This window comes from Cryobacterium sp. Hh11 (genome assembly GCF_004404045.1).
GTDB classification, from domain to species: domain Bacteria; phylum Actinomycetota; class Actinomycetes; order Actinomycetales; family Microbacteriaceae; genus Cryobacterium; species Cryobacterium levicorallinum.
Genome location: NZ_SOHF01000015.1, coordinates 66,374 through 85,029 on the forward strand (window position 1 = coordinate 66,374; position 18,656 = coordinate 85,029).

Annotated in this window: 23 protein-coding genes; 13 read left to right on the forward strand and 10 right to left on the reverse strand. The window is 61.9% G+C overall.

The annotated features are described in order from the left end of the window. Positions 1 to 34: 34 nt before the first annotated feature. The 3 genes from E3T46_RS05735 to E3T46_RS05740 all read right to left on the reverse strand — a co-directional run bounded on the left by E3T46_RS05735 (position 35) and on the right by E3T46_RS05740 (position 1,390). Positions 35 to 490: a hypothetical protein gene (locus E3T46_RS05735; protein WP_134577807.1), complete on the reverse strand. Its 456-nt coding sequence runs from the start codon at positions 488 to 490 to the stop codon at positions 35 to 37. Between the two features lie 278 nt (positions 491 to 768). Beyond that, a complete protein-coding gene (locus E3T46_RS17775; RefSeq protein ID WP_166790177.1) occupies positions 769 to 930 on the reverse strand; it encodes a hypothetical protein in 162 nt (53 codons plus the stop codon). Between the two features lie 25 nt (positions 931 to 955). Then, positions 956 to 1,390 carry a hypothetical protein gene (locus E3T46_RS05740; RefSeq protein ID WP_134577808.1) on the reverse strand — a complete coding sequence of 145 codons (435 nt, stop codon included), beginning with the start codon at positions 1,388 to 1,390 and terminating at the stop codon, positions 956 to 958. 420 nt (positions 1,391 to 1,810) lie between these two features. Between E3T46_RS05740 and E3T46_RS05745 the strand changes: the two genes are divergently transcribed. From E3T46_RS05745 to E3T46_RS05790, 10 genes are all read left to right on the forward strand, one after another. Further along, positions 1,811 to 2,338 carry a nucleotidyltransferase domain-containing protein gene (locus E3T46_RS05745; protein WP_166790178.1) on the forward strand — a complete coding sequence of 176 codons (528 nt, stop codon included), beginning with the start codon at positions 1,811 to 1,813 and terminating at the stop codon, positions 2,336 to 2,338. A gap of 92 nt (positions 2,339 to 2,430) precedes the next feature. Continuing rightward, positions 2,431 to 2,760, forward strand: a complete 330-nt coding sequence (locus E3T46_RS05750) for a hypothetical protein (RefSeq protein WP_198419120.1) — start codon at positions 2,431 to 2,433, stop codon at positions 2,758 to 2,760. A 125-nt stretch (positions 2,761 to 2,885) separates the two neighbouring features. Then, the gene (locus E3T46_RS05755; protein WP_134577810.1) at positions 2,886 to 3,461 is read left to right on the forward strand and encodes a hypothetical protein; all 576 of its coding nucleotides are present in this window, start codon (positions 2,886 to 2,888) and stop codon (positions 3,459 to 3,461) included. Beyond that, complete coding sequence (locus E3T46_RS05760; RefSeq protein ID WP_134577811.1) at positions 3,458 to 3,886, forward strand: hypothetical protein; 429 nt, start codon at positions 3,458 to 3,460, stop codon at positions 3,884 to 3,886. The genes E3T46_RS05755 and E3T46_RS05760 overlap by 4 nt, the downstream gene beginning before the upstream one ends. 158 nt (positions 3,887 to 4,044) lie before the next feature. After that, the gene (locus E3T46_RS05765; protein ID WP_134577812.1) at positions 4,045 to 4,314 is read left to right on the forward strand and encodes a type II toxin-antitoxin system Phd/YefM family antitoxin; all 270 of its coding nucleotides are present in this window, start codon (positions 4,045 to 4,047) and stop codon (positions 4,312 to 4,314) included. 5 nt (positions 4,315 to 4,319) lie between these two features. Continuing rightward, on the forward strand, positions 4,320 to 4,586 hold the full coding sequence (locus tag E3T46_RS05770) for a type II toxin-antitoxin system RelE/ParE family toxin (RefSeq protein ID WP_134577813.1): 267 nt from the start codon (positions 4,320 to 4,322) through the stop codon (positions 4,584 to 4,586). Positions 4,587 to 4,633: 47 nt separating this feature from the next. Next, on the forward strand, positions 4,634 to 5,092 hold the full coding sequence (locus E3T46_RS05775) for a prevent-host-death protein (RefSeq protein ID WP_134577814.1): 459 nt from the start codon (positions 4,634 to 4,636) through the stop codon (positions 5,090 to 5,092). Positions 5,093 to 5,094: 2 nt separating this feature from the next. After that, entirely contained in the window at positions 5,095 to 5,436 is a 342-nt protein-coding gene (locus tag E3T46_RS05780; protein ID WP_134577815.1) for a hypothetical protein, read from the forward strand. Between the two features lie 178 nt (positions 5,437 to 5,614). After that, positions 5,615 to 5,869: a hypothetical protein gene (locus tag E3T46_RS05785; RefSeq protein WP_206751479.1), complete on the forward strand. Its 255-nt coding sequence runs from the start codon at positions 5,615 to 5,617 to the stop codon at positions 5,867 to 5,869. Between the two features lie 328 nt (positions 5,870 to 6,197). Continuing rightward, entirely contained in the window at positions 6,198 to 6,854 is a 657-nt protein-coding gene (locus E3T46_RS05790) for a hypothetical protein (protein WP_134577817.1), read from the forward strand. Between the two features lie 126 nt (positions 6,855 to 6,980). Here the strand turns inward: E3T46_RS05790 and E3T46_RS05795 are convergent, their stop codons facing one another. Then, positions 6,981 to 7,958, reverse strand: coding sequence for a hypothetical protein (locus E3T46_RS05795; RefSeq protein ID WP_134577818.1), 978 nt, complete (start codon positions 7,956 to 7,958; stop codon positions 6,981 to 6,983). An 82-nt stretch (positions 7,959 to 8,040) separates the two neighbouring features. Beyond that, the gene (locus tag E3T46_RS05800) at positions 8,041 to 8,349 is read right to left on the reverse strand and encodes a hypothetical protein (RefSeq protein WP_134577819.1); all 309 of its coding nucleotides are present in this window, start codon (positions 8,347 to 8,349) and stop codon (positions 8,041 to 8,043) included. Positions 8,350 to 8,599: 250 nt separating this feature from the next. Here E3T46_RS05800 and E3T46_RS05805 point away from each other — a divergent pair, with 250 nt between their 5' ends. Next, complete coding sequence (locus E3T46_RS05805) at positions 8,600 to 9,688, forward strand: hypothetical protein (RefSeq protein WP_134577820.1); 1,089 nt, start codon at positions 8,600 to 8,602, stop codon at positions 9,686 to 9,688. Positions 9,689 to 9,804: 116 nt separating this feature from the next. Here E3T46_RS05805 and E3T46_RS05810 read toward each other — a convergent pair whose 3' ends face one another. The 4 genes from E3T46_RS05810 to E3T46_RS05825 form a co-directional block, all read right to left on the reverse strand. Next, positions 9,805 to 10,149, reverse strand: coding sequence for a hypothetical protein (locus tag E3T46_RS05810; RefSeq protein ID WP_134577821.1), 345 nt, complete (start codon positions 10,147 to 10,149; stop codon positions 9,805 to 9,807). Positions 10,150 to 10,340: 191 nt separating this feature from the next. Beyond that, positions 10,341 to 12,155 (reverse strand): phage/plasmid primase, P4 family, encoded by a 1,815-nt coding sequence (locus E3T46_RS05815; protein ID WP_166790179.1) that lies wholly within the window; start codon positions 12,153 to 12,155, stop codon positions 10,341 to 10,343. Positions 12,156 to 12,159: 4 nt separating this feature from the next. Continuing rightward, complete coding sequence (locus E3T46_RS05820) at positions 12,160 to 12,465, reverse strand: helix-turn-helix domain-containing protein (protein WP_134577823.1); 306 nt, start codon at positions 12,463 to 12,465, stop codon at positions 12,160 to 12,162. Positions 12,466 to 13,533: 1,068 nt separating this feature from the next. Continuing rightward, entirely contained in the window at positions 13,534 to 15,066 is a 1,533-nt protein-coding gene (locus E3T46_RS05825) for a recombinase family protein (protein ID WP_134577824.1), read from the reverse strand. Here E3T46_RS05825 and E3T46_RS05830 point away from each other — a divergent pair. Together E3T46_RS05830 and holA are read left to right on the forward strand one after the other, a co-directional pair. Next, positions 15,027 to 16,736, forward strand: coding sequence for a ComEC/Rec2 family competence protein (locus tag E3T46_RS05830; RefSeq protein ID WP_166790180.1), 1,710 nt, complete (start codon positions 15,027 to 15,029; stop codon positions 16,734 to 16,736). The genes E3T46_RS05825 and E3T46_RS05830 overlap by 40 nt on opposite strands. Positions 16,737 to 16,775: 39 nt before the next feature. Beyond that, positions 16,776 to 17,831 (forward strand): DNA polymerase III subunit delta, encoded by a 1,056-nt coding sequence (holA, locus tag E3T46_RS05835; protein ID WP_241978839.1) that lies wholly within the window; start codon positions 16,776 to 16,778, stop codon positions 17,829 to 17,831. Positions 17,832 to 18,111: 280 nt separating this feature from the next. Here holA and rpsT read toward each other — a convergent pair whose 3' ends face one another. Then, positions 18,112 to 18,375 carry a 30S ribosomal protein S20 gene (rpsT, locus tag E3T46_RS05840; protein ID WP_092448491.1) on the reverse strand — a complete coding sequence of 88 codons (264 nt, stop codon included), beginning with the start codon at positions 18,373 to 18,375 and terminating at the stop codon, positions 18,112 to 18,114. Positions 18,376 to 18,656: the final 281 nt, after the last annotated feature.

The window sequence follows — 18,656 nt, forward strand, 5'->3', positions numbered from 1 at the left end:
GTCGATCCCTGCTCGCCGCGCTTGGCGCGGGCCATCAAACGCGCTGGTCCAACGGCTCGTTGATGCCCCCTGAGAGCGCGGCTGCCAGATCAGGGTCGGACCAGATCTCTGCGGTGTTACGCCAGTCCTCCATGAGTTCAGCGAAGGCCGTGTAGCGACCGATGGAGGCACACGCCCGCAGCGTTTCGGCAGTCTCGACGGCGAACCGCTTCCGGTCGCGCGCGGGAAGAAACGCGACCCACGGCTGTGCCGTCGCGAAGGATGAAGCAAACCGATCGACCAGGGACTCATCGTGCACGAGCGCCGCAAGAGCAGCGGCAACGTACTCGGTAGCCTCAGCGGTGGCGCGGACCCGATGCTCGGATTCTAGAACCCAGGCGGGGCGGCCGGCGCGCTGTTCGAGAATAAGCACCGCGTCAGTCTGCTCAGCCAAGGTCAGGTGCTGATTGTAGTTCTGGATGAATCGGCTCATCGGCAGGGTCGTGGTCATGACACCAGTCTACGCAACTACTTGCGTAAATGCTGGGCGAAGTCCGGATTACCCTCTTCCGCTCATGCACAACACATGCCGCCGCCCTCACTTCCTCGTGATCCAGCGGATCAGCGCGGATGAACGGCCGCGGAAAGTGTCGCCGGCACCCCAGCGCTCGAGCGGGCTGCCAAATAAAGTGTCGCCGTCGTTGTCCAAATAACTTGTCGCCCCGAGCACGTCCGGGTCAGAGCAGCATGAAACCGGTTACGAGCGCGCTGTCCTGGCGAGAAAAGAAACTACTTCGCGGCAGGTGTCTGCGAAAGCTTGACGATCCACTGTGGCGTCTTGTCGTTGCCGGCGCGGCGGTCTGCATTTACGCGAACGCGCGCGGCTACGGCCTGAGCTTTCGGGCTAGGCCGGCTGTCGCTCTGACGGTGCTGAATCTCGTTGATCGTCATGGTGTGCCTCCTGATCCTCTACTCATTATGCGCGAGGGAGCCTGAAAATACCACGTATGGCACTGAAGATTCGAGCGCGGCAGCCTGTTGGCACAGGCGCGTCGTCGGCAGGCGCTTCGCTCTGAGGACCAGCGGATGCCCCCGTGGGCTCCTTGACGAGGAACCACTGCGTTGCCGCTTCGATAAACGCTCGTTCTGGCTCGGTCTTCGATTCGAGCGCGTCGAGCATTTCGAGGCCGGTTATCTGCGTGGTCTCCTCCGCCGCCAGGGTCAGGTTCAATGCGTACTCGGCGCGCTTCCACCACTGCTCCTTGCGGGCGTTCTTCGTCGTCGCGATGTAAGCGATCACGGCAGCGACAACGGCCAGGCACCCTGCGAATCCGGGAGACTGTGCGAAATCCGGGAACCAAAAGAGGTACGTGCCGCAGAAGTCGCGCAGATTGTCGAGTACCGGGCCCATCCGCCCAGCATGCCAGAGACACCAGCATGCCAAAGACAGAGAACGGGCCGGACGTAAATCCGCAATGACGCATCTTGTGTTTGCCAGGACAACCACCACTAGTCCCGGTCTCGTTTGTGTTTAGCAACGGTAAACACGAATTACAGCGGGCCCAGTGTGCCACTGAGTAACAGGAAGCGGTGTAGAACGGCGCTTTGATGTCCAAGCCTCTATCCGAGCGTTAGCTGAATACTTGAGCCATTTAGGTATCACGTGTAACCTGTAGGTATCAGGTTCACAGCATACTTGGAGGATATAATGAATCTCGGGATGCCGCTTGTCACTGTCTTCGGTCGAACCGAGGGCGCAGTCCTGACTGCCCTCGCGCGCGGGTCGGCGTCGGTAAACGGTCGCCAGATCCAACGTGTCTTGGGCGGAACTGTGAGCATCAGGGGCGTCCAGGGCGCCCTGGAGCGTCTTACTCGGGTAGGCCTCGTGCTGGCAGCGTCCCGACAGGCCGAGACGCTCTACCGTGTGAATCGGGAGCACCTGCTCTGGTCGACCGTGGAGACTGCGATCAACTCTTTAACTGAGTTCCGCCAGCGCATACGTGCTCTTGCCAACGAGAGCGCCCCGAACGGAACCGCTGTCGTGCTGTATGGGTCGGTCGAACGAGGTGAAGCCACGGCCGACTCCGACGTCGACCTGCTGGTCGTGTACCCGGATGAGGTGCCCGCGAGCCTCCGTGAGGACTTCGTCGACGAATTGGGGCGACGCGTGGAGCTGTGGACTGGCAACCCGGCACAGGTGATCCAGATTACCGTGGGTGGCCTCGTGGAATCCGCCGAACGCAGCCAGCACGAGCCCGACGCGCTTGTCGATCTGTGGCTGAACGACAGCGAAGTCCTGATCGGTGAACTCCCGAAGATTATTCCGGAGGCACTCTCGATGACAGTCCAGCACCAGTAACGGCACGCCAGACGGCCAAGCGCCAGAACATCGACCGGCCTGCGATCGAAGCTCGGCTCGCAGACGCACGGAAGTTCCTCGAGGCAGCGCAGATGTTCGTCGAAGACGACACTGTGTCCGCCTGGACGGTGGCCGGCTCGAACGCGGTGAACGCGGTGAACGCGGGAATCGCGGCCTCAGACGTTATCTGCGGCGTCGTCCTTGGAGATTGCTCCCGCAGCGGAAGCCACAGCGACGCCGTTGCACTTCTCGTGGAAGCGACTCAGCCAGACGCTGCGCCACGCAAGCATCTCAACGCGTTGCTAGCTGATAAAAGCAGCTACCAATATGGATCAGCTGATGTTCGACAAGATGCGGCCAGGGCGCTCGTCGAGCACGCCGCGAAACTGGTGGCGGAGTCAGAGCGTCGCGCGAGTCGATAACCCGCGAGTCGCCGTGCCGGATTGAGGTTGCCTTTGAATACCACCCACAAACCGTTCCTAAACCGACTGCTTTCAACGCGGACTCACCACCTGCGCGCAACGGGCCATGCATTATCCTTCACAGCATGAGCGCGACAATCCAGGTGCGGGTAGACGCCGACATCTTTGAGGCGGCAAAATCAGCGGGCGCCATTGCCGGCCGCAGCGCCGCGCAACAGGTCGGACACTGGGTCCGGATCGGGCGCGAGTTCGAGATGGCCGATCTCGAGCGCGGTAAGCCCGAGCCCACGCTGCGTGCCGACCCGGCCACCGCGCTCGACGCCGCCGTCGGACCGTTCTACGACACCGCCGGCCTATCCCGATGGCTTGGCGTCTCCCGGCAAGCCATTCACAAACGGATCGGGAAGAGCCTCCTCGCCGTGCACGCCGAAAAGAACGACATTCTCTACCCGGCATTTCAGTTCACCGAGCACGGGGGCACTGTCCCGCACCTCATGGACGCCGCCCGCACACTCTCCACCGGCCTCGCTGATGAATGGTCCGTCGCCCTGTGGCTCAACACCCCGGTCGACGACCTCGCCGGTCGCTCCATTGTGGAGTGCCTCAGAGCTGCTAACGGGGATGCCACCGATGGGGGTGTCGCCGATGTGGACGCCGCCCTGGCGCTTGCGCGCGCTGAAGCGTCACGGCTCGCCGTGTGATGGGCACCGCACCCGTCGACCCCGCTACGGCACGCGCGGTCCAAGCCAGAGAGAACATGTGGCGGCGTATCGAATCCGAGTTCGGGCTATTGTCGTCGTCTGAGGTCAGCGACCTTCTGGGGGCCAGCAACGGGAATAGAACGTTCACGGCGGAGCTTCGCAAGCGCGGCGCGCTGCTGGCCGCGCACCGGAAGAATGGCTACGTCTTCCCAGGTTTCCAGTTCGACCACGAAGCCGGCGAAGTACGTCCCTGGGTTGTGCCACTGCTCGAGACCGCACGACGCCACGATTGGTCCGCCGCGGACGTGATCATGTGGATGATGTCGCCGACGACGTATTTCGACAGCGATCGACCCGCCGACCACGTTGACGATGCACAGCGTTTGCTCGACGTCGCCGAAAGGGCGTGGGGTGTCGAGTGGTGACGGGCGCAGCGAGCACCCCTCAGCTTCACGGATCAGCTGTGACACCTCGCGTCACCAGCGCCCCGTTCGGATTGAGCGTGCGGGGCGCGGGTGCCAGGCGGAACTTTGTACACATGTGCCTCTATTGATCATGTGTACACAAGAGCTAGAATCACGGCGTGGACACGATCACCTCATCCGTCACGATTCGGGCGCTTCGCGGGGGTCTCGCCGATGCTGTTGGCCGGGCTAACTATGGTCACGAGCGTGTGCAGATCACCAAGAATGGCAAGCCGGCGGCCGTGCTCATCGGGCCCGAAGATTTTGAGCTCCTCGAACAGCTCGAAATGCACAGGGACGTCGCCGAGTACCGAGCGGCCAAGGCCGCCGATGCCGGTGAGCGCGTCAGTCTGGACGAACTGCTCTCTGAACTCACGGGTTCTGAGTAACCCGAGTGAGTTCCTACCGCGTCGAGTTCACCACCGCGGCCGCCAAGGAAATCAGAAAGCTTGACCTGGGAATTCGGCGCCGCATCCTGGCAGGCATTGCCGCGCTGGAGCAAGATCCCCGCCCCGCCGGGCGCAAGAAGCTGACCGGCGAAAGCAATGCCTGGCGAATTCGGGTGGGCGATTACCGGGTGCTGTACGAGCTTCTCGACGAGGGCGTGCTCCTGGTTGCGGTCGTAACGCTCGGCCATCGCAGCGACGTCTACGACCTATAGCCAGCTGGCATCTCGACTTCCGAATACATTCCGAATACTATGGTCACATGACACTGATCAACGAACTTCGCACCACGACCCGGCGCTCATCAGACCTGAGCAAGCACTCGGCCGACGTGTTCGCCGAGGCAGAGGATCACACTGTCCAGATCACTCGCCGCGACGGTGAGCCGCTGGTGCTGATGTCGCAGCGCGAGGCGGATGCACGCGATGCACTGCTGCAATTCGCGGCAGACCTCATCACGGTCACCCTCGACGACGAGGGCACTCTCGCATCGAGAATGGCTGACCGGTTCCCGTGGATGCTCGCGTTGTCGCCGGAGGATCAGGCAAAGTGCGCGCAGGATCTCGTCAACGCTGCTCGAGCATCGTTCGCTACCAAGCAGCCACACCTCGCCATCGCCGAGCTCACCGCCTGGCGCGAGACTGCCACCGCGATCGCCGCTGGCCTCACCGGCCAACTGGTCGAGTGGCTCGACGACGCTGAGCTGGTCGAGCGTCCCTGACTGTGGCGAATGACGATCCGGTCACCAGGCCCACGAAGAAGTCCGAGTACACGATTCGATTCGCGTCCGCCGGCGCGCGCAAGGGATGGCGCGACTTGGTCGCGACGATCCGGAACCCGATGGTAGACGCGTGGGACTTCCTCACGAAGACACCCATTGCGAAGACGCCGATGAACTACCCGCTCCGCGGAGAGTTGCAGTTCATCCAGCGTGCGGGCAAGAGCCATGAGCGCTGGCAGCACAAGCCCACCGTCCAAGGTGACGCGAGGATCTGGTTCTACGTTGACGGGCAGGATGTGTTTCTCGAACAGGTCCACACCCATCATCCGAACGCGACGAAGTAAATGCAGGCGAGTCGATTCACGACTTGACCAAGATCCTGCCTATTTTCTGAGGCGCCCGCACCTGCCGACAAGTGAGAGCGTCGTTGTCGACCCCGCCGAACCGCTTCCGGCCGAGGTCGTTGCATCAATCCAGGCCGTCATGGCGCCCTGGGCAGAAAAGCTGCTGGCGGCTGAGGGTATGGACTACAACGTCGCGTTGGACGCACTGCAGGCGCAGGCAACTGTGGATGGAGCTGCCACGGAAAAAAAGCTTGCCTTTGTCTTTCGATCCATAAATACAACCCTCGATGCGCAAACGACGGTCTGGGCGGCCGCCGCGTCCGGAACACGCTTAATGGGGATAGGTATTTTTGACGACCGCGATACCATCGTCGCCGAAGCCACCAAGTGGGCCCCTCGCTGGGATAACTACGAGGTGATCGTTCTGGAATAGCACCGGCTGCCTCACGTGTCAGGCACAAACACGTGCCACGTGCCAACGCCTGTCAGGGGCTACCGAACAATATTTAGCACGGGGGCTGCATGCTTGCTATTGTTCGCCGACGAGCGCGCAGCCTCAGGAGAGACAGGATAAAGAAACTAAATCGCCCTAAAGGGGGGAGGTAATGTTAATAGCGTTAATACAAGTTCATTGAGATTCATAGGCGAGCCCCGGTTTGTGCCGGTGGATTCGTCGCTTACGGAGGGTCACCGCCGGCTGTTGATAAAGTTATCAGCGCGCGGTTCGGCTGATAACTTTATCAACCAACAAAAGTGACACAATGACTGTCAGGCATGCCGCGCGCGTAGAGACTCTGCTCCCGGCCGACACTTTTCCTGGCACCGGCATCCTGCTCGCCCTCGACGTCGACGGCGTGCTGAACACCATCGACGTCGACCTGTGGGAGAGAAATCGCAGGGACGGGCAATCGTACGAGAAGGCGATGCCGCCCATCGCTAATGGATTCGAACGTCGTCACGTGCGTACTGCTCACGGTCACAAGTACTGGGTCGACATCGATCCCGCGGTTGTCCAGGCACTCGACACGTTCATCCAAACCAACAACGTCGAGCTCGGTTGGCTCACATCTTGGGGTCCAAACGTACGAGCTTTCATCGAGCAAGCACTCGACGGGAAGCTATCAGGCGGCTTCGTGTTGGCCAGTAGGCCGCCGCGATACCGCGGAGCTGTGCCTGCCGCGTGGAAACGAACCGCCTTACGTGCACGAGTCGAGTCCACCCAGCAGCCCTGGATCTGGGCAGATGATGAAGAGATCGCACTCGCTCGCGCCTCGCGTGATTTTGACAACGATCGATCTTTGCTGTGCCACACCTCCTGTTTGAGCCGGCGCCCACTGTCGGGCTCACCGTGGACGACGTCGCAGCAATGGAGCGGTTCGCACTGGCACTCGGCATCGGTGTACGCCCCGGCTCGGTGACCGTCTCTGCCCGCGTTCCAGTCCTGGATGAGTAGCCAGACCCTGGGCGTGTGTCCAGAGCACGGCACGGCCGTCTACCGCGCTGATCTAGAGAGCTTCTTCACCGGGCAACGCCCCCGGTTTCGCTTAGCGGAAGAGCGGATTACGCAGGTATCCCACGATCCGGTGTTCGGCATCACGTTGTGCTCGCATCGACGGCAGCGTTCCCAGCGCCGCAAGCGACTCCATAGTGCTACCGGCAGGCGTATAAACACGGTCCCACTCTCGCGAATCGTTCACAATCGCCCTCAGCTGCCGGCTGAATAGCCCCACGGCGAGGCGATCCATTTTCACGCCATCGACCACTTGCTCGCCGACCCAGGTGAGGTACAGCTCATATATGAATTTGTGGAGCACGAGTGGCATGGTGAATTTCCGGCTCAGCCAAAAATCGCGCGTGCTCTCGTCGATATGTATGTGAAAGCCGGTTACCCGCTGAGCACCGTGATCTGGACGCAGCGCCGGCTGCCTCGCTACGCGTCGTGTTGCTTCTAAATCCGGCCCATCGAGGCAGCACGGGAGCAGGCTAACGGCGCCGTCCTTGACGACGTAGCGGAACATCGTGGTGGAGAGACCGGGGTGCCGGATTGCCATCATGGCGCGTTGAGTGCGCAAGTCGATCGCCGCTGCAATGATCGTCAGGACTTGTGCTTGGTTGATCACTTCGGGCAGAGGGCGATTAAAATGCTCAAGGAAAGCAAATTCCAAATCGATGCTGTGCGGCTCGCGAGCAGCGATGTCGATGATCTCAGACCGGCTGAGGTGTTGGAAACCATAAAGGTAATCGGCAGCCTGGCCGACTATTTTTGGCGAAGTACGGCCCAGCTTCAGCTCGTTGCCGTGGATGATTCCAGTCGCAGCGATAGCGAGGAGATCACTGCGACCACCGAAAGCATCCACCGTCTGCTTGCCGAAGATGAGCAGATCCTGGCCCATAACTGAGGGATGGGCCACCAAATAGTTCTCGAGCTCCACCTCCAAACTGAACCCGTGCAGAGTGCTCGTGGCGGTGCGTGCTTTACGGCGAGGCGATTTGGCGCTAGCGATGGCAGGAGTGTGGGTCATAAACAGCAGGCTAGAGGGGAATCCCGCATGGCGGCTCGACTAGCTCACAAAACGACGCCCCGCTTGATCAGGTTGCCATTGCCTACTGCGCGGTGCCAGTGCCCGTGCCAGGTGGGACTTCTTCCAGAATGCGTCCCATGGTCTTGAGCTGACTAGGAGTCAGCATATCCGTACTGAAAGCGTCCACAGAGATCGCCCACCACACGGTGCCCGCCATCGGGCATTTTGGGCAGGTGCGCGGTGAGATCACGCCAAAGGTGCCAATCTTTGGCGGGAAGTCCCACCCTGCGTTGAAGGCGTCTTCCGTGATGAGCAGCTCTTCGCGGCCGCACACCTCGCACCAGTGCATGAACGGCTCAGCTGGGGAGTCGGTCGTGCCCGAAGCGCTCATGCCACCGACTCTAGTCGTGCCGAGCTGCGCGCAGGAATGCGGTCTGGGCAACACCTGTCCGCAGGCCCAGGCTCCCGTTGCGGATGTCGACCCGGTCCACGCCCCCGGGGGTGCGGATTAGCTCGAATCAAGCCAACTCATGCTTCGAGTCATCGCGCTAAATCGAAGTATGAAAGTTTAGTTACGTATTGTGTGTTTAGTTTCGTGTTTCGGCTTTCGTATCAAGTCCTGCACTGCTACTGTCGCACGCATGAGCACTCAGCTACCCCAGACCGAGCAACGCACGTGTGCATTCCCCGGATGCGTGCGCCCGGTCGCCAGCCCCGACTCGGCGACCGGAAGGCCACCGCAGTACTGCGACGATTCAGCGCACAACAAGGGCGCTGCCTGGCGGGCCCGCCAGAAGCTCGGCACTGACGCAAACCGAAGCATCGAGGCCGAGAAGCGCCCTGTCGACGCCGCGCGCCAACGTGCGGGAGCGTTCCACGGCCAGGTAATAGGGACGGTCGAGCACCTGAGCGTGCAGTTGGCCGCAGTCGTCGACGAGCTACGTACGATGGCCGACCCGGATGCTGCCGAGGCTCAGATCGAGTCGGTCACGACCGAGGCTGCCGAGCAGGTCGCTGCCGCCTCTGCCCGGGCCAGTCGTGCCGAGCAGGCCCAGCGTCAGGCCGAGGCTGAGCGTGGCGAGGCTGACGTCGCAGCATCCGAAGCGTCTGATCTGTCTGAGCAGCTGGAGGCCACTCTCACCGCGACCCGGCAGGAGCTCAGCGATCGAGCATCTGCTCTCGACGAGGTGACCGAGAAGCTGGCCGCGACCGTTGCTGCGGCAGAGGCTCAGCACACCCAGGCACAGGCTGATCTGGCACACCAGGCAGAGCAACTGACCGCCGTGCTAACACAGCTGAGCGACACAGTGCGCGGCCGCGACGCTGCAATCACACGAGCTGACGCCGCGTCGACCGCCAGCGTGCAAGCTGAGGAACGTGCTCGCGGAGCGGTTGCTCGTGCGGACGAAACTTTGGCCCGGGCCGTGCGAGCAGAGGCTGACCTAGTGACGGTTCGCGAGCAGCTCGAGGAGACCCGCGGTGCGCGTGATGTGGTCCGTCAAGAAGGCGCCTCCGTACGCGCGAACCTGACCGCCATGACGGTCGAACGAGATGCTGCCCGTGCCGAGGCTGAGCGTGAGCGAGTTCATTCTGAGCAGCGCGTCAGCGACCTTCATAGGGCTCACGAGCAGCAGCTCACGCAGCTCCGCGACGAGCTGTCCGAGCTGCGTACAGAGGCCCGTCAGCAGCGCAGCCGAGCGGATCGAGCAGTGGCTGAAGCTGGCATCTGAGAAAACACGGCAGCCGCCGAGGATTGGGATGGCTGCGGCAGCCGACCAGATCGATCGACCGCAAGCGCATCCATCCCAGGGCCTAGATGTCGACGAGCGCAGTCGACTAAACGCCCTCAGACTGGTTTCGAATTATTTACGATCATCAGCAAATCGCAGACGTTCATGATGCGGTGCACTTCTTCGATGGCCAAAGTACGAGTGTGCTTGCCGTTGGCATCTCCGAGCACAGGGGGTGTTCCGTGCACGAGCCGGTTAATGACGCCGGCCCGGTCGAGGAAAGTACCACGCAGAAACGGTTCGACGGCGTTCGCAATAGACCGAGCTGCCTGCGGACCGGCCTCGACAAATTCCCCGTTGGGTCCGCTCAGTACAGGTGCGTGGGTGAAGACGCGCGCATAGCTGTCGGCCGGGCTTTCCTCCCGATCAGCATCATCATCGCCAGTATTTGGGTGTGGCATGTGTGTTCCTTCCACGATGGATGGTCCCATTCTTAGCAAATGCTGTCCTCGTGACGGGTGAACCGTGTGGCCGCGGTTCCCGCACTGGCGATGTGCGGGGCGTGGCTCTGCCCGAGGAGCCCGCCGGGGACCTCAGCAACGCACACTTTCTGAAGTGTGTGCTGGAATGAAATCCCCGGTGGCTGTACCGATTAGTCGGTCGAGTCTTCTTCTTCTTCGGTAGCAGCAGATCCAGGAAGGGCGATCTGATGCCGGCGCACGAGGCCCTTGTAGTTGACCTTCAACGGGGAGAGGGTCGACTTCTTGAGCGGGTCTGTGCCTGTATAGCTGCTGTTCATCCAGTCCACCAGGCCGTACTCCACGCTCAGCACCTCAGGACAGTTCATAAGTTGCTTGGGGCGTACGTCATCCGAGCCCTTGTGCTCCCATTCCGCCGAGCCGGCGAGGTGCTCACGCAAGAAGGCGACGAGCGCGTTGCGGCTCTCCGGCTTCCCGCTCGGATTGGTCCGGCGGAACCACTCGGAATAGAGGGCGTGCAAAAAACCGAAGGGCACGAGACCCCAAGCTAGCTGTTGCTCAAACTCCTCCCAAAAGCTCAGAAGCAAGTTGTTGTTTCCCCGGTAGTCGTCCATCGCCTCCTGGCAAGCCTTCGGGTTCGACAGCTTGGTGTGTTGCATCTCAAGTGCGCGCTTCAGGACGTACTCCAGCACCTCCGGGCGACCTAAGTAGTCACGCTTGATGTACCGGCGCTCGGCCCCACCGAACCACTTGTTGAACTTCACGATGAGCAGCCGACGGTAGAAGGAATCGGACTTGTCTTTCGTGCGCGGAGTGCTGGAGTTGAAACATTGGATGTCGATCCCGAGGAAGCGCACCGCCACAGGCGTTTTGTACTTGCGGTTCAACGTAAATACGTCGCCGGTGATCGCGGCTTTCCAATCCGCGATGTGGTCGAAGAATTCGCCAACGTCGTTTTCGTCAACGAGGTTTACGCGTGCGTGGACCAGAGCCTCCATTTTGAACTCGTGGCCGAAGTCCGCAAACTTCACCGCGGAGCACGCCTTCGAACCCAGGAGGTTCCGCAGCATCTGCACGAGGGTGCCCTTGCCGTTGTTGCCTCGCTCAGCAGCGAACCAGATAGCCGTGTCCCACGGCGCATACGAACGTACAGCGGCGCTGATAACCTCCCAGAGAAGTTCCGGCACGCCGTCATCGTCGCTGAGGCTCGCAATCCAGGAATCAAAAGTCCATAGTTTCTTGTCGGGCATGGTGATGACGGGATCCTTAGCATCTGCTTTGTAAGGAGTAGGGATCTTGGATAGGAACACCCAGTCTCGAGAGAACGGCAGTAGGATTTGCTGGTCGTGATCAAATACGCCGTTCGCTACGGGAATGAGGTGTGGTTCGGTCGTGCGCGAGACCTGAGGGGCGTGAATCCTCAGGCGCCCGTAGAGCGAATCGATCGCATTCTTCGTCATCGACGGCTTCAGCTCGCTCGCGAGGGCTTTAATCCGGGCCTCTGACGTCGTGTATGTGCCCATGCCCTCGCCATATTGGACGTACATTGCCAGCAGCGTCATGTCATCCGCTTGGCCTTCTGACAGGTCGACGGCAACGATGCAATTACGGGACAGTAACACCTGGGCAACGGTTACTTCATCGAGTGATTGGCTCTTGACAAGAGGTGGGGACGACGAGAACGAGTCTTTCCGCCCTGTATTCTCCAAAGCGATCACTCCGTTGATGCGTCGGAGGAGCGCGTCACGGATCCCACCGAGTTGCATCGTCGTGTCGTCGACGATGCTCGTCAGGTATTTGCTCACGACCTGCTCGACGAGGGTTTCCTTCGAGGTGGGAATGAATGGAGCCATCGGGGCCGGAGAGCTGGAATTACTCTTCAGGCTCGGGTGCGTGGGGGGAGTGGTGGGAGTAACATTAGCGTCAGAGCCGCGAAACTCTTCTGAGACCGTCTCACCGTGGGTGAGGCGGTTTTCTGTTTCTTGCATCGGTCTATGCACCTCGCAGAGTGGAGGCGAATGCAGCCACGATGACATCGCGCTGCTCGGGCCGGAATGCTGGTGCTTTGGCGGCCATGCGGGTAGCCCAGTCCGTCAGCGTGGCGTCTGCAACCACAATCGGCTGGGGGGCAAGGAACGCATCGAGGTCCTCGGGGTTGACGAAGACCCGGCCTTTAACCTTCACGGCGGGAAGACGTCCAGAGCTGATGTGCCGCCGGAGGGTGGAAAGACCGAGACCGTTCGGGCTGCGCTTAACCGCGGCATTGAGGTCGATGAGGTTGGATGGTGCAGTAGCCATTGAATGCTCCTAGTACGAAGGAGCACAACGTCAAATCTCTTATTTACGGGGCTCATCTACTCTGGATAACGCATCAGCCAAACGCTGTCATCCGCACCCCCGAGGGGGTCTTTCGTTTACGGGGCTCTATATATCTGGGTCCTGCACCAGCCAAATGCTGGGACCCGCACCCCCGAAGGGGTCTTTAGTTTTAGGGGCTCTAATTATCTGGGTCCTGCACCAGCCAAATGCTGGGACCCGCAACCTCCCGAGAGAGGTTCGTACTTGTTTTTCGTCGCGACGCCTACCGACGATCGCGATATAGATATTCAGTTGTGCACTCGGATCGTTCCGAGTCATGTCACAATAGCAGACATCTATGACCAATGGTGATCATTCTTAAGCGGTTTTGACCCGTCTAGAGAAAACTCTATAGTCCGAGACAGAACACATGGATGCTCGCATCCGCTGATGATTCGGCAGCACACCGTAGCGTTCCTAGAACGCCCGTAGTGCTGCATTTAGATCGACTGCTACACGTTTTCATCGACATCTCAACGGTGTTGGGAGTGCGTAGCGTTGTAGCGATGTAGCAGTGGCGAAACGGGTTGTATTGGATAAGGAAGATAACGGCTGCAGAAGCAGCTCACATTAACTATTTTCTATTACGTCGCTACAACGCTGCAACGCTACATTATAGAAAGTACCCTGATATTCAGGCTTTCTTAGGGAAAAAAGCGTAGCTATTGACGGAATAGGAACGCTACGGCCCGCTACGTTGAGCAACCCGAGCGGCGCAACAGAACTCTTGCACGAACGCAGGAAGCACCACAACACTTCCAGACGAGCGGATCGGCTTGGCCACGCTGCACCCCCGGCACCGAGCTATGTCGGAGATTCCAAAGAGTGCGGGGATGCAAGCTCTGAACTCGTCCTCTACACGTTCTAGCGGTGTTGCAGTACGCGTGCCGCAACCACTGCTCACCGATGCCTGCACGTGCTCGCCGTGCCAATCGATGAACGCTCTCACGACGCGTGTCTGGCTGGCGCTTTCCGACTGAACGCAGGCTAGCCGCCGGCGTCGCGGACTTATCGCCAGCCAGGCTCGATCCGCTCGTAGTTTATCCCTTTGTGCCCAGCCCATCCTTTACCGATCCGGTTGATCCTGGGCGCCATCACGGCACGGATAAGTCGTCGCTTCTTGGCGAGCTCCATATCTGTCCACTCCAGGCGAATGGCCCCGCCGGCTAACAGCGTCAGCACGAAGGGGTCGATCTCCGAAAGCTTCTCCAAGCGCGCCTGAGCAGCCTTGATCATTGGCTCGATCCGGGCTTCTTGATCGAGCAGCAGGTTGAACCGCAGCTTCGCCGCTGCGTCTGCGCGCACCTCGTTGAGATACGCATGGTAGCCGGCGATCTCTTCGAGGACTTCACGGCGTTCGGTGTCGTTGCCCTCGCCCCGCTCGCCGACCATAGCCAGGAAGTCCGGCCGCTCGAGCCGCGTAAGCACCAGTTCGGTCACTGCCACGTCAAGGTGCGTCTCGCGCATCGCGACGTGGAACCCCTTCTTCCCGTCGGGGCCTGGCCGCCCCGGCACTCCTGAGCAGACGTAGGTGTTGTACGTTGCCCGCGGCAGTGGGCTTCCTTCGTCGTCTATTTTCTTGACGCCGGCGTTCTGCTTCCCAACGCGCATCGGTGCCTCGCAGACGCCGCAGAGAGCTATTCCTGTGAGAAGGTGCTTGGCTGGCCAATCGTTCGTTCGCTTGCGGTCTGGCGGCGACATGACGATTTGAAGTTTCTCCCAAGTTGGCAAATCGATTAGCGCGGGCCACACGGCTTCGGCGACGATCTCGCCTCGATGCTGGCGTTGACCAGCGTATGCCGGCATGGAAAGCATTTGCTTCACTGCCGGGGGAGTCCAGCCGTAGTTCTCGCGGTGTGCTTTGCGCGTCGGTCGCCGTGAGGCGATCCCGCGCTCATTGAAGTCCCTCGCGATGGCATAGAACGTATCGCCGTCTAATATCCGGCGTGCGGCTTCCTGGACGATCGGCGCCTGCTCAGGATGTGCCTCAACCCGCAGGAGTTCCCGAGTCTGCTCGTCGTACACGCGCTGATACCCGAATAGGTTCTTCCCATGGGGCTTCCCCTTTTCGGCCGCAGCACGAACGTCGCGTCGGATGCGTTCGGACGTTTTTTCGGACTCGTATTCAGCATCCACTGCATCTTCCAGGAGGCTGCGTCGATCACGGGCGTTCGCAGGATCGTAGAGGCGGCCGTGCGTCGTCACCCAGATTCGCACGCCGCGCGCTTTGCAGAGATCGACTAGGTCAACCCACTCGCCGACCCGACGCGATCCACGGCTCGACTCCCAAATCGCCAGCACGTCGGCACCGAACGCGCTGCTTTCTAAGTCGTCGATTAGCCGCTTGAAGTCTTCTCGAGCCTTCGTGGCATACCGACTGGCGCTGCGATCAGTGTCGCGGTACGGCGGATCTGGGTGCAGAGTCCAGCCCTGGCGTTCGATCGAAGTGACGTTCTCATCATGCTGCTGATCAGGGCTTTTACCCGTTTGCTTGCGGTCTTTTGAGACTCTCAAGTACTCGCGGACGCTCAGTTCTGACATACGCACCTCCAAGAACAAGTATATCCGGGGCCAATTGTGCCATCGTCATCGCCGCGATCATGCTGCTCGGCGGCTACCTGCGGCTCGGTCGCAGCTGGCGCATTCTGCTGTCACTGGCGACGCTGCTCGGCTTTACCGTGCTGGTCACACCCGAGCCGAGCGTGCTGCGCTCGGCGGTCATGGCCACCCTCACTCTCGCGTCGATCGGCGCCGGCCGGCCCGGGCGAGGCGTGCCCACCCTGCTCATCGTGGTGATCGGACTGCTCGCGAGCGACCCGTGGCTGGCCCGCAACTACGGCTTTGCGCTGTCCGTGCTCGCGACCGCGGGGCTCCTCATTCTGGCCGGTCCGCTCAGCCGACTGCTCAGCCAGTGGATGCCGCTGGCCCTGGCCGCCGTCATCGCCATTCCCCTGGCCGCCCAACTGGCCTGCCAGCCCGTGCTCATTCTGTTGAGCCCCAGCCTGCCGCTGTACGGGGTGCCGGCCAACATTCTCGCTGGTCCCGCCGCGCCGGTCGCCACGGTGGTCGGGCTGATCGCCTGCCTGACCCTGCCGGTGCTCCCGGGCGTAGCGTCGGGCCTGCTCGCCCTGGCCTGGCTGCCATCGGCGTGGATCGCCGCCGTGGCCCAGACCACGTCGATGTTGCCGGGCACCCGCCTGCCGTGGCCCGGCGGAGTGCCCGGCGTATTGCTGCTCTCAGTCGTCACCTTGCTCACGCTCGTGGTCGTCCTGCGCGGCCCGGCAGCTCGCCCCGCCCGCTGGCCGGCGGCGGTCCTCGCCGTGCTGCTGGTCGGCTTCGGAGGTTACGCCGGGTCGCTGATCGGCACCGGAATCGGCCGGGCCGCCTCCTTGCCGGCGAACTGGCAGATTGCGGCCTGCGATATTGGGCAGGGCGACGCCGTCGTCGTGCGCGACGGTGATCGGTACGGCCTGGTTGACGTCGGTCCCGACCCGAAACTGCTCGCGAACTGCCTGGCGACCCTTGGTATCAGTCGTATCAATTTGCTCGTACTTACCCACTACGACCTCGACCATATCGGCGGGGTGGATGCTGTCATCGGCAAGGTCGATACCGCCCTGGTCGGGCAGCCGGAGAAGGCGCAGGACGAACGCCTGCGCGAGCGTCTCGCCGCCGGTGGAGCCGTCGTGCGTCAGACGGCTCGGGGTGATGCCGGCACGCTGGGCGGACTGCGCTGGAACATACTCTGGCCCGTCCGTGGAGCCACGACGATGCAGGCGGGCAACCCGGGAAGCATCACCATTGTGTTCGAAGGGCGGGGCATCCGTTCGATTTTTCTCGGGGATCTCGGCGAGGAATCGCAGAATGCCTTGCGGCGGGTCTCGCCGCCCGGCCGGGTCGACGTAGTGAAGGTCGCCCACCATGGCTCGGCCGATCAGAGCCCCGAGCTGTACGCCGAGTTGCGGGCCCGGGTGGGGCTGATCTCGGTCGGCGCGACAAACACCTACGGGCATCCCACCGACGCGCTGCTCAACGTTCTCGCCTCGGTGAAAACCGTGTCCGTGCGCACCGACCGGGAGGGGATGGCGGTGGTTGCGCCAGGGGACAACGGCACCCTCGTGCTCTGGACGGAGAAGATCACCGACCGCGGGCCGCCCGCGCCGCCGACGGCTGCCTCGGATGCTGCCGGGAGGGTCAGTCGTGCGCGTTAGGCTTGATCGACCACCTGCATGACACCCAAGGAGAGCGCTTTGGCCGCACGACCCGCCACGACCGGCTCCCGCTCCGGCAAGGCAGCCCCCGCCCGCGCGGCCAAGGGCACCGTCATTCCCCAGCTCGGCTGGCACCAGGTGCGGCCGGCACCGATCGTGCTCGTCTCGGGGACCGAAACGTTTCTCGCGGAACGCGCCATCCGTCAGCTCCGCGACTTTCTCAAACTTGAAGATCCCAGCCTTGAAATCAGCGACGTGCAGGCCGACAGCTACGCCCCCGGTGAGCTGCTCACCCTGGCGAGCCCGTCCCTGTTCGGCGAGCCGCGGCTGATTCGGGTCAGCAACGTCGAGAAGTGCAGCGACACCTTTCTCGCCGAGGCGCTCGACTACCTCGAGAACCCGGCCGACGACACCTACGTCGTGCTGCGACACGGCGGGGGAGTACGGGGCAAGAAGCTGCTCGACACCATTCGCAGCGGACTCGGTGGCGCCATCGAGGTGGTCTGTACCGAGCTCAAGAAAGACACCGAGAAGTACGAATTCGCGTCGAACGAGTTCAAGGCGGCCGGCAAACGCGTCACCGCGAGTGCGCTGCGGCAGCTTGTCGCCGCGTTTTCCGACGATCTGGCCGAACTCTCCGCCGCCTGCCAGCAGCTCATCGCAGACGCGACGAGCGAGGTCACCGAAACCACGGTCGACCGTTACTACGGCGGTCGGGTTGAAACCAACGCCTTCAAGGTTGCAGACTGGGCCATCGCCGGCCGCAATGGCGAGGCCCTCGTCACCCTGCGGCACGCCCTCACCTCCGGGGCCGATCCGGTGCCGATCGTCGCGGCCTTCGCTATGAAGATCCGCACCATGGCGAAGGTCTTCGGAGCCCGCGGCGGCTCTGCCCAGCTCGGTGCTCAGTTCGGTCTGGCCCCCTGGCAGGTGGAACGTGCCCAGAAGGACCTGCGCGGCTGGAGCGACGAGGGCCTTGCCCGTTGCATCCTCGTGCTCGCCGAAACGGATGCCGCGGTGAAGGGTGCGGGTCGCGACCCGGTCTACGCTCTCGAGCGACTCATCGGCGTGATCGCCCGCCGCGGCGAGGGCTAGCGCCACCGGCAACGAGCGGGTCTCGGGGCTGCTGAGCCTGGGTCAACCTGCGCGGTTGACCGCAATACACGCCGAGTAACGGACCACCGCGTCACAGAGTGTGTGGTCAATTCGAGACCCAGGGACAGCGCCACTGCTGCCCGAACGGGTTGCCAGGGACACAAAAAACCCCCGCCGAGGGGCGGGGGCTTATGTGCCACGAGGTGCAGCATCCGCTCTAAAGAGCCGACGCTGACACCAGGTGCGGGTGGATCCAGCGTCGATTAGACGAGTGCGACGATTAGACGAGTGCGCCGACAGCCTTCGCGATGGCGGACTTCTTGTTCGCAGCCTGGTTCTGGTGGATTACACCCTTGCTGACGGCCTTGTCGAGCTTCTTGGAAGCAAAGGCGAGACCGACGACGGCCTTGTCTTTATCGCCAGCGGCAATTGCGGTGCGAGTCGCGCGGATCGCGGACTTGAACTCGCTCTTGACGGCCTTGTTACGCTCCTGGGCCTTCTTGTTGGTGCCAATTCGCTTGATCTGCGACTTGATATTTGCCACGTTTTTTACGCTTTCGTTAGGTTCTAGTACGGACAGCCGCTCAGCGGTAGAGGGCGCTTCTGCGGCGAAAATCGTGCGGGGTGGGACCCAACACGCAAGCCAACCACTAACGCTACCAGCAATTCGCCCCGCCCCAAAACCCGCCTGGTCGGTGGGAACCCCTCTTCGCTCGCGCGAGCGGATGCCGCTGCACCCTCCGTGCGCATGACCGCGCTCACTGCAGCTTCTGCAGCAGTCGCGGTTCTCAAAGTTCGCGCGCGCCCAAAACTGCCATCCGCGGA

Excerpts from the sequence above, each read along its gene's own strand:
- E3T46_RS05735 (WP_134577807.1), bottom strand. The coding sequence starts at position 490 with ATGACCACGACCCTGCCGATGAGCCGATTCATCCAGAACTACAATCAG.
- E3T46_RS17775 (WP_166790177.1), bottom strand. The coding sequence starts at position 930 with ATGACGATCAACGAGATTCAGCACCGTCAGAGCGACAGCCGGCCTAGC.
- E3T46_RS05740 (WP_134577808.1), bottom strand. The coding sequence starts at position 1,390 with ATGGGCCCGGTACTCGACAATCTGCGCGACTTCTGCGGCACGTACCTC.
- E3T46_RS05750 (WP_198419120.1), top strand. The coding sequence starts at position 2,431 with ATGTTCGTCGAAGACGACACTGTGTCCGCCTGGACGGTGGCCGGCTCG.
- E3T46_RS05755 (WP_134577810.1), top strand. The coding sequence starts at position 2,886 with ATGAGCGCGACAATCCAGGTGCGGGTAGACGCCGACATCTTTGAGGCG.
- E3T46_RS05775 (WP_134577814.1), top strand. The coding sequence starts at position 4,634 with ATGACACTGATCAACGAACTTCGCACCACGACCCGGCGCTCATCAGAC.
- E3T46_RS05785 (WP_206751479.1), top strand. The coding sequence starts at position 5,615 with ATGGACTACAACGTCGCGTTGGACGCACTGCAGGCGCAGGCAACTGTG.
- E3T46_RS05790 (WP_134577817.1), top strand. The coding sequence starts at position 6,198 with ATGACTGTCAGGCATGCCGCGCGCGTAGAGACTCTGCTCCCGGCCGAC.
- E3T46_RS05795 (WP_134577818.1), bottom strand. The coding sequence starts at position 7,958 with ATGACCCACACTCCTGCCATCGCTAGCGCCAAATCGCCTCGCCGTAAA.
- E3T46_RS05800 (WP_134577819.1), bottom strand. The coding sequence starts at position 8,349 with ATGAGCGCTTCGGGCACGACCGACTCCCCAGCTGAGCCGTTCATGCAC.
- E3T46_RS05805 (WP_134577820.1), top strand. The coding sequence starts at position 8,600 with ATGAGCACTCAGCTACCCCAGACCGAGCAACGCACGTGTGCATTCCCC.
- E3T46_RS05810 (WP_134577821.1), bottom strand. The coding sequence starts at position 10,149 with ATGCCACACCCAAATACTGGCGATGATGATGCTGATCGGGAGGAAAGC.
- E3T46_RS05815 (WP_166790179.1), bottom strand. The coding sequence starts at position 12,155 with ATGCAAGAAACAGAAAACCGCCTCACCCACGGTGAGACGGTCTCAGAA.
- E3T46_RS05820 (WP_134577823.1), bottom strand. The coding sequence starts at position 12,465 with ATGGCTACTGCACCATCCAACCTCATCGACCTCAATGCCGCGGTTAAG.
- E3T46_RS05825 (WP_134577824.1), bottom strand. The coding sequence starts at position 15,066 with ATGTCAGAACTGAGCGTCCGCGAGTACTTGAGAGTCTCAAAAGACCGC.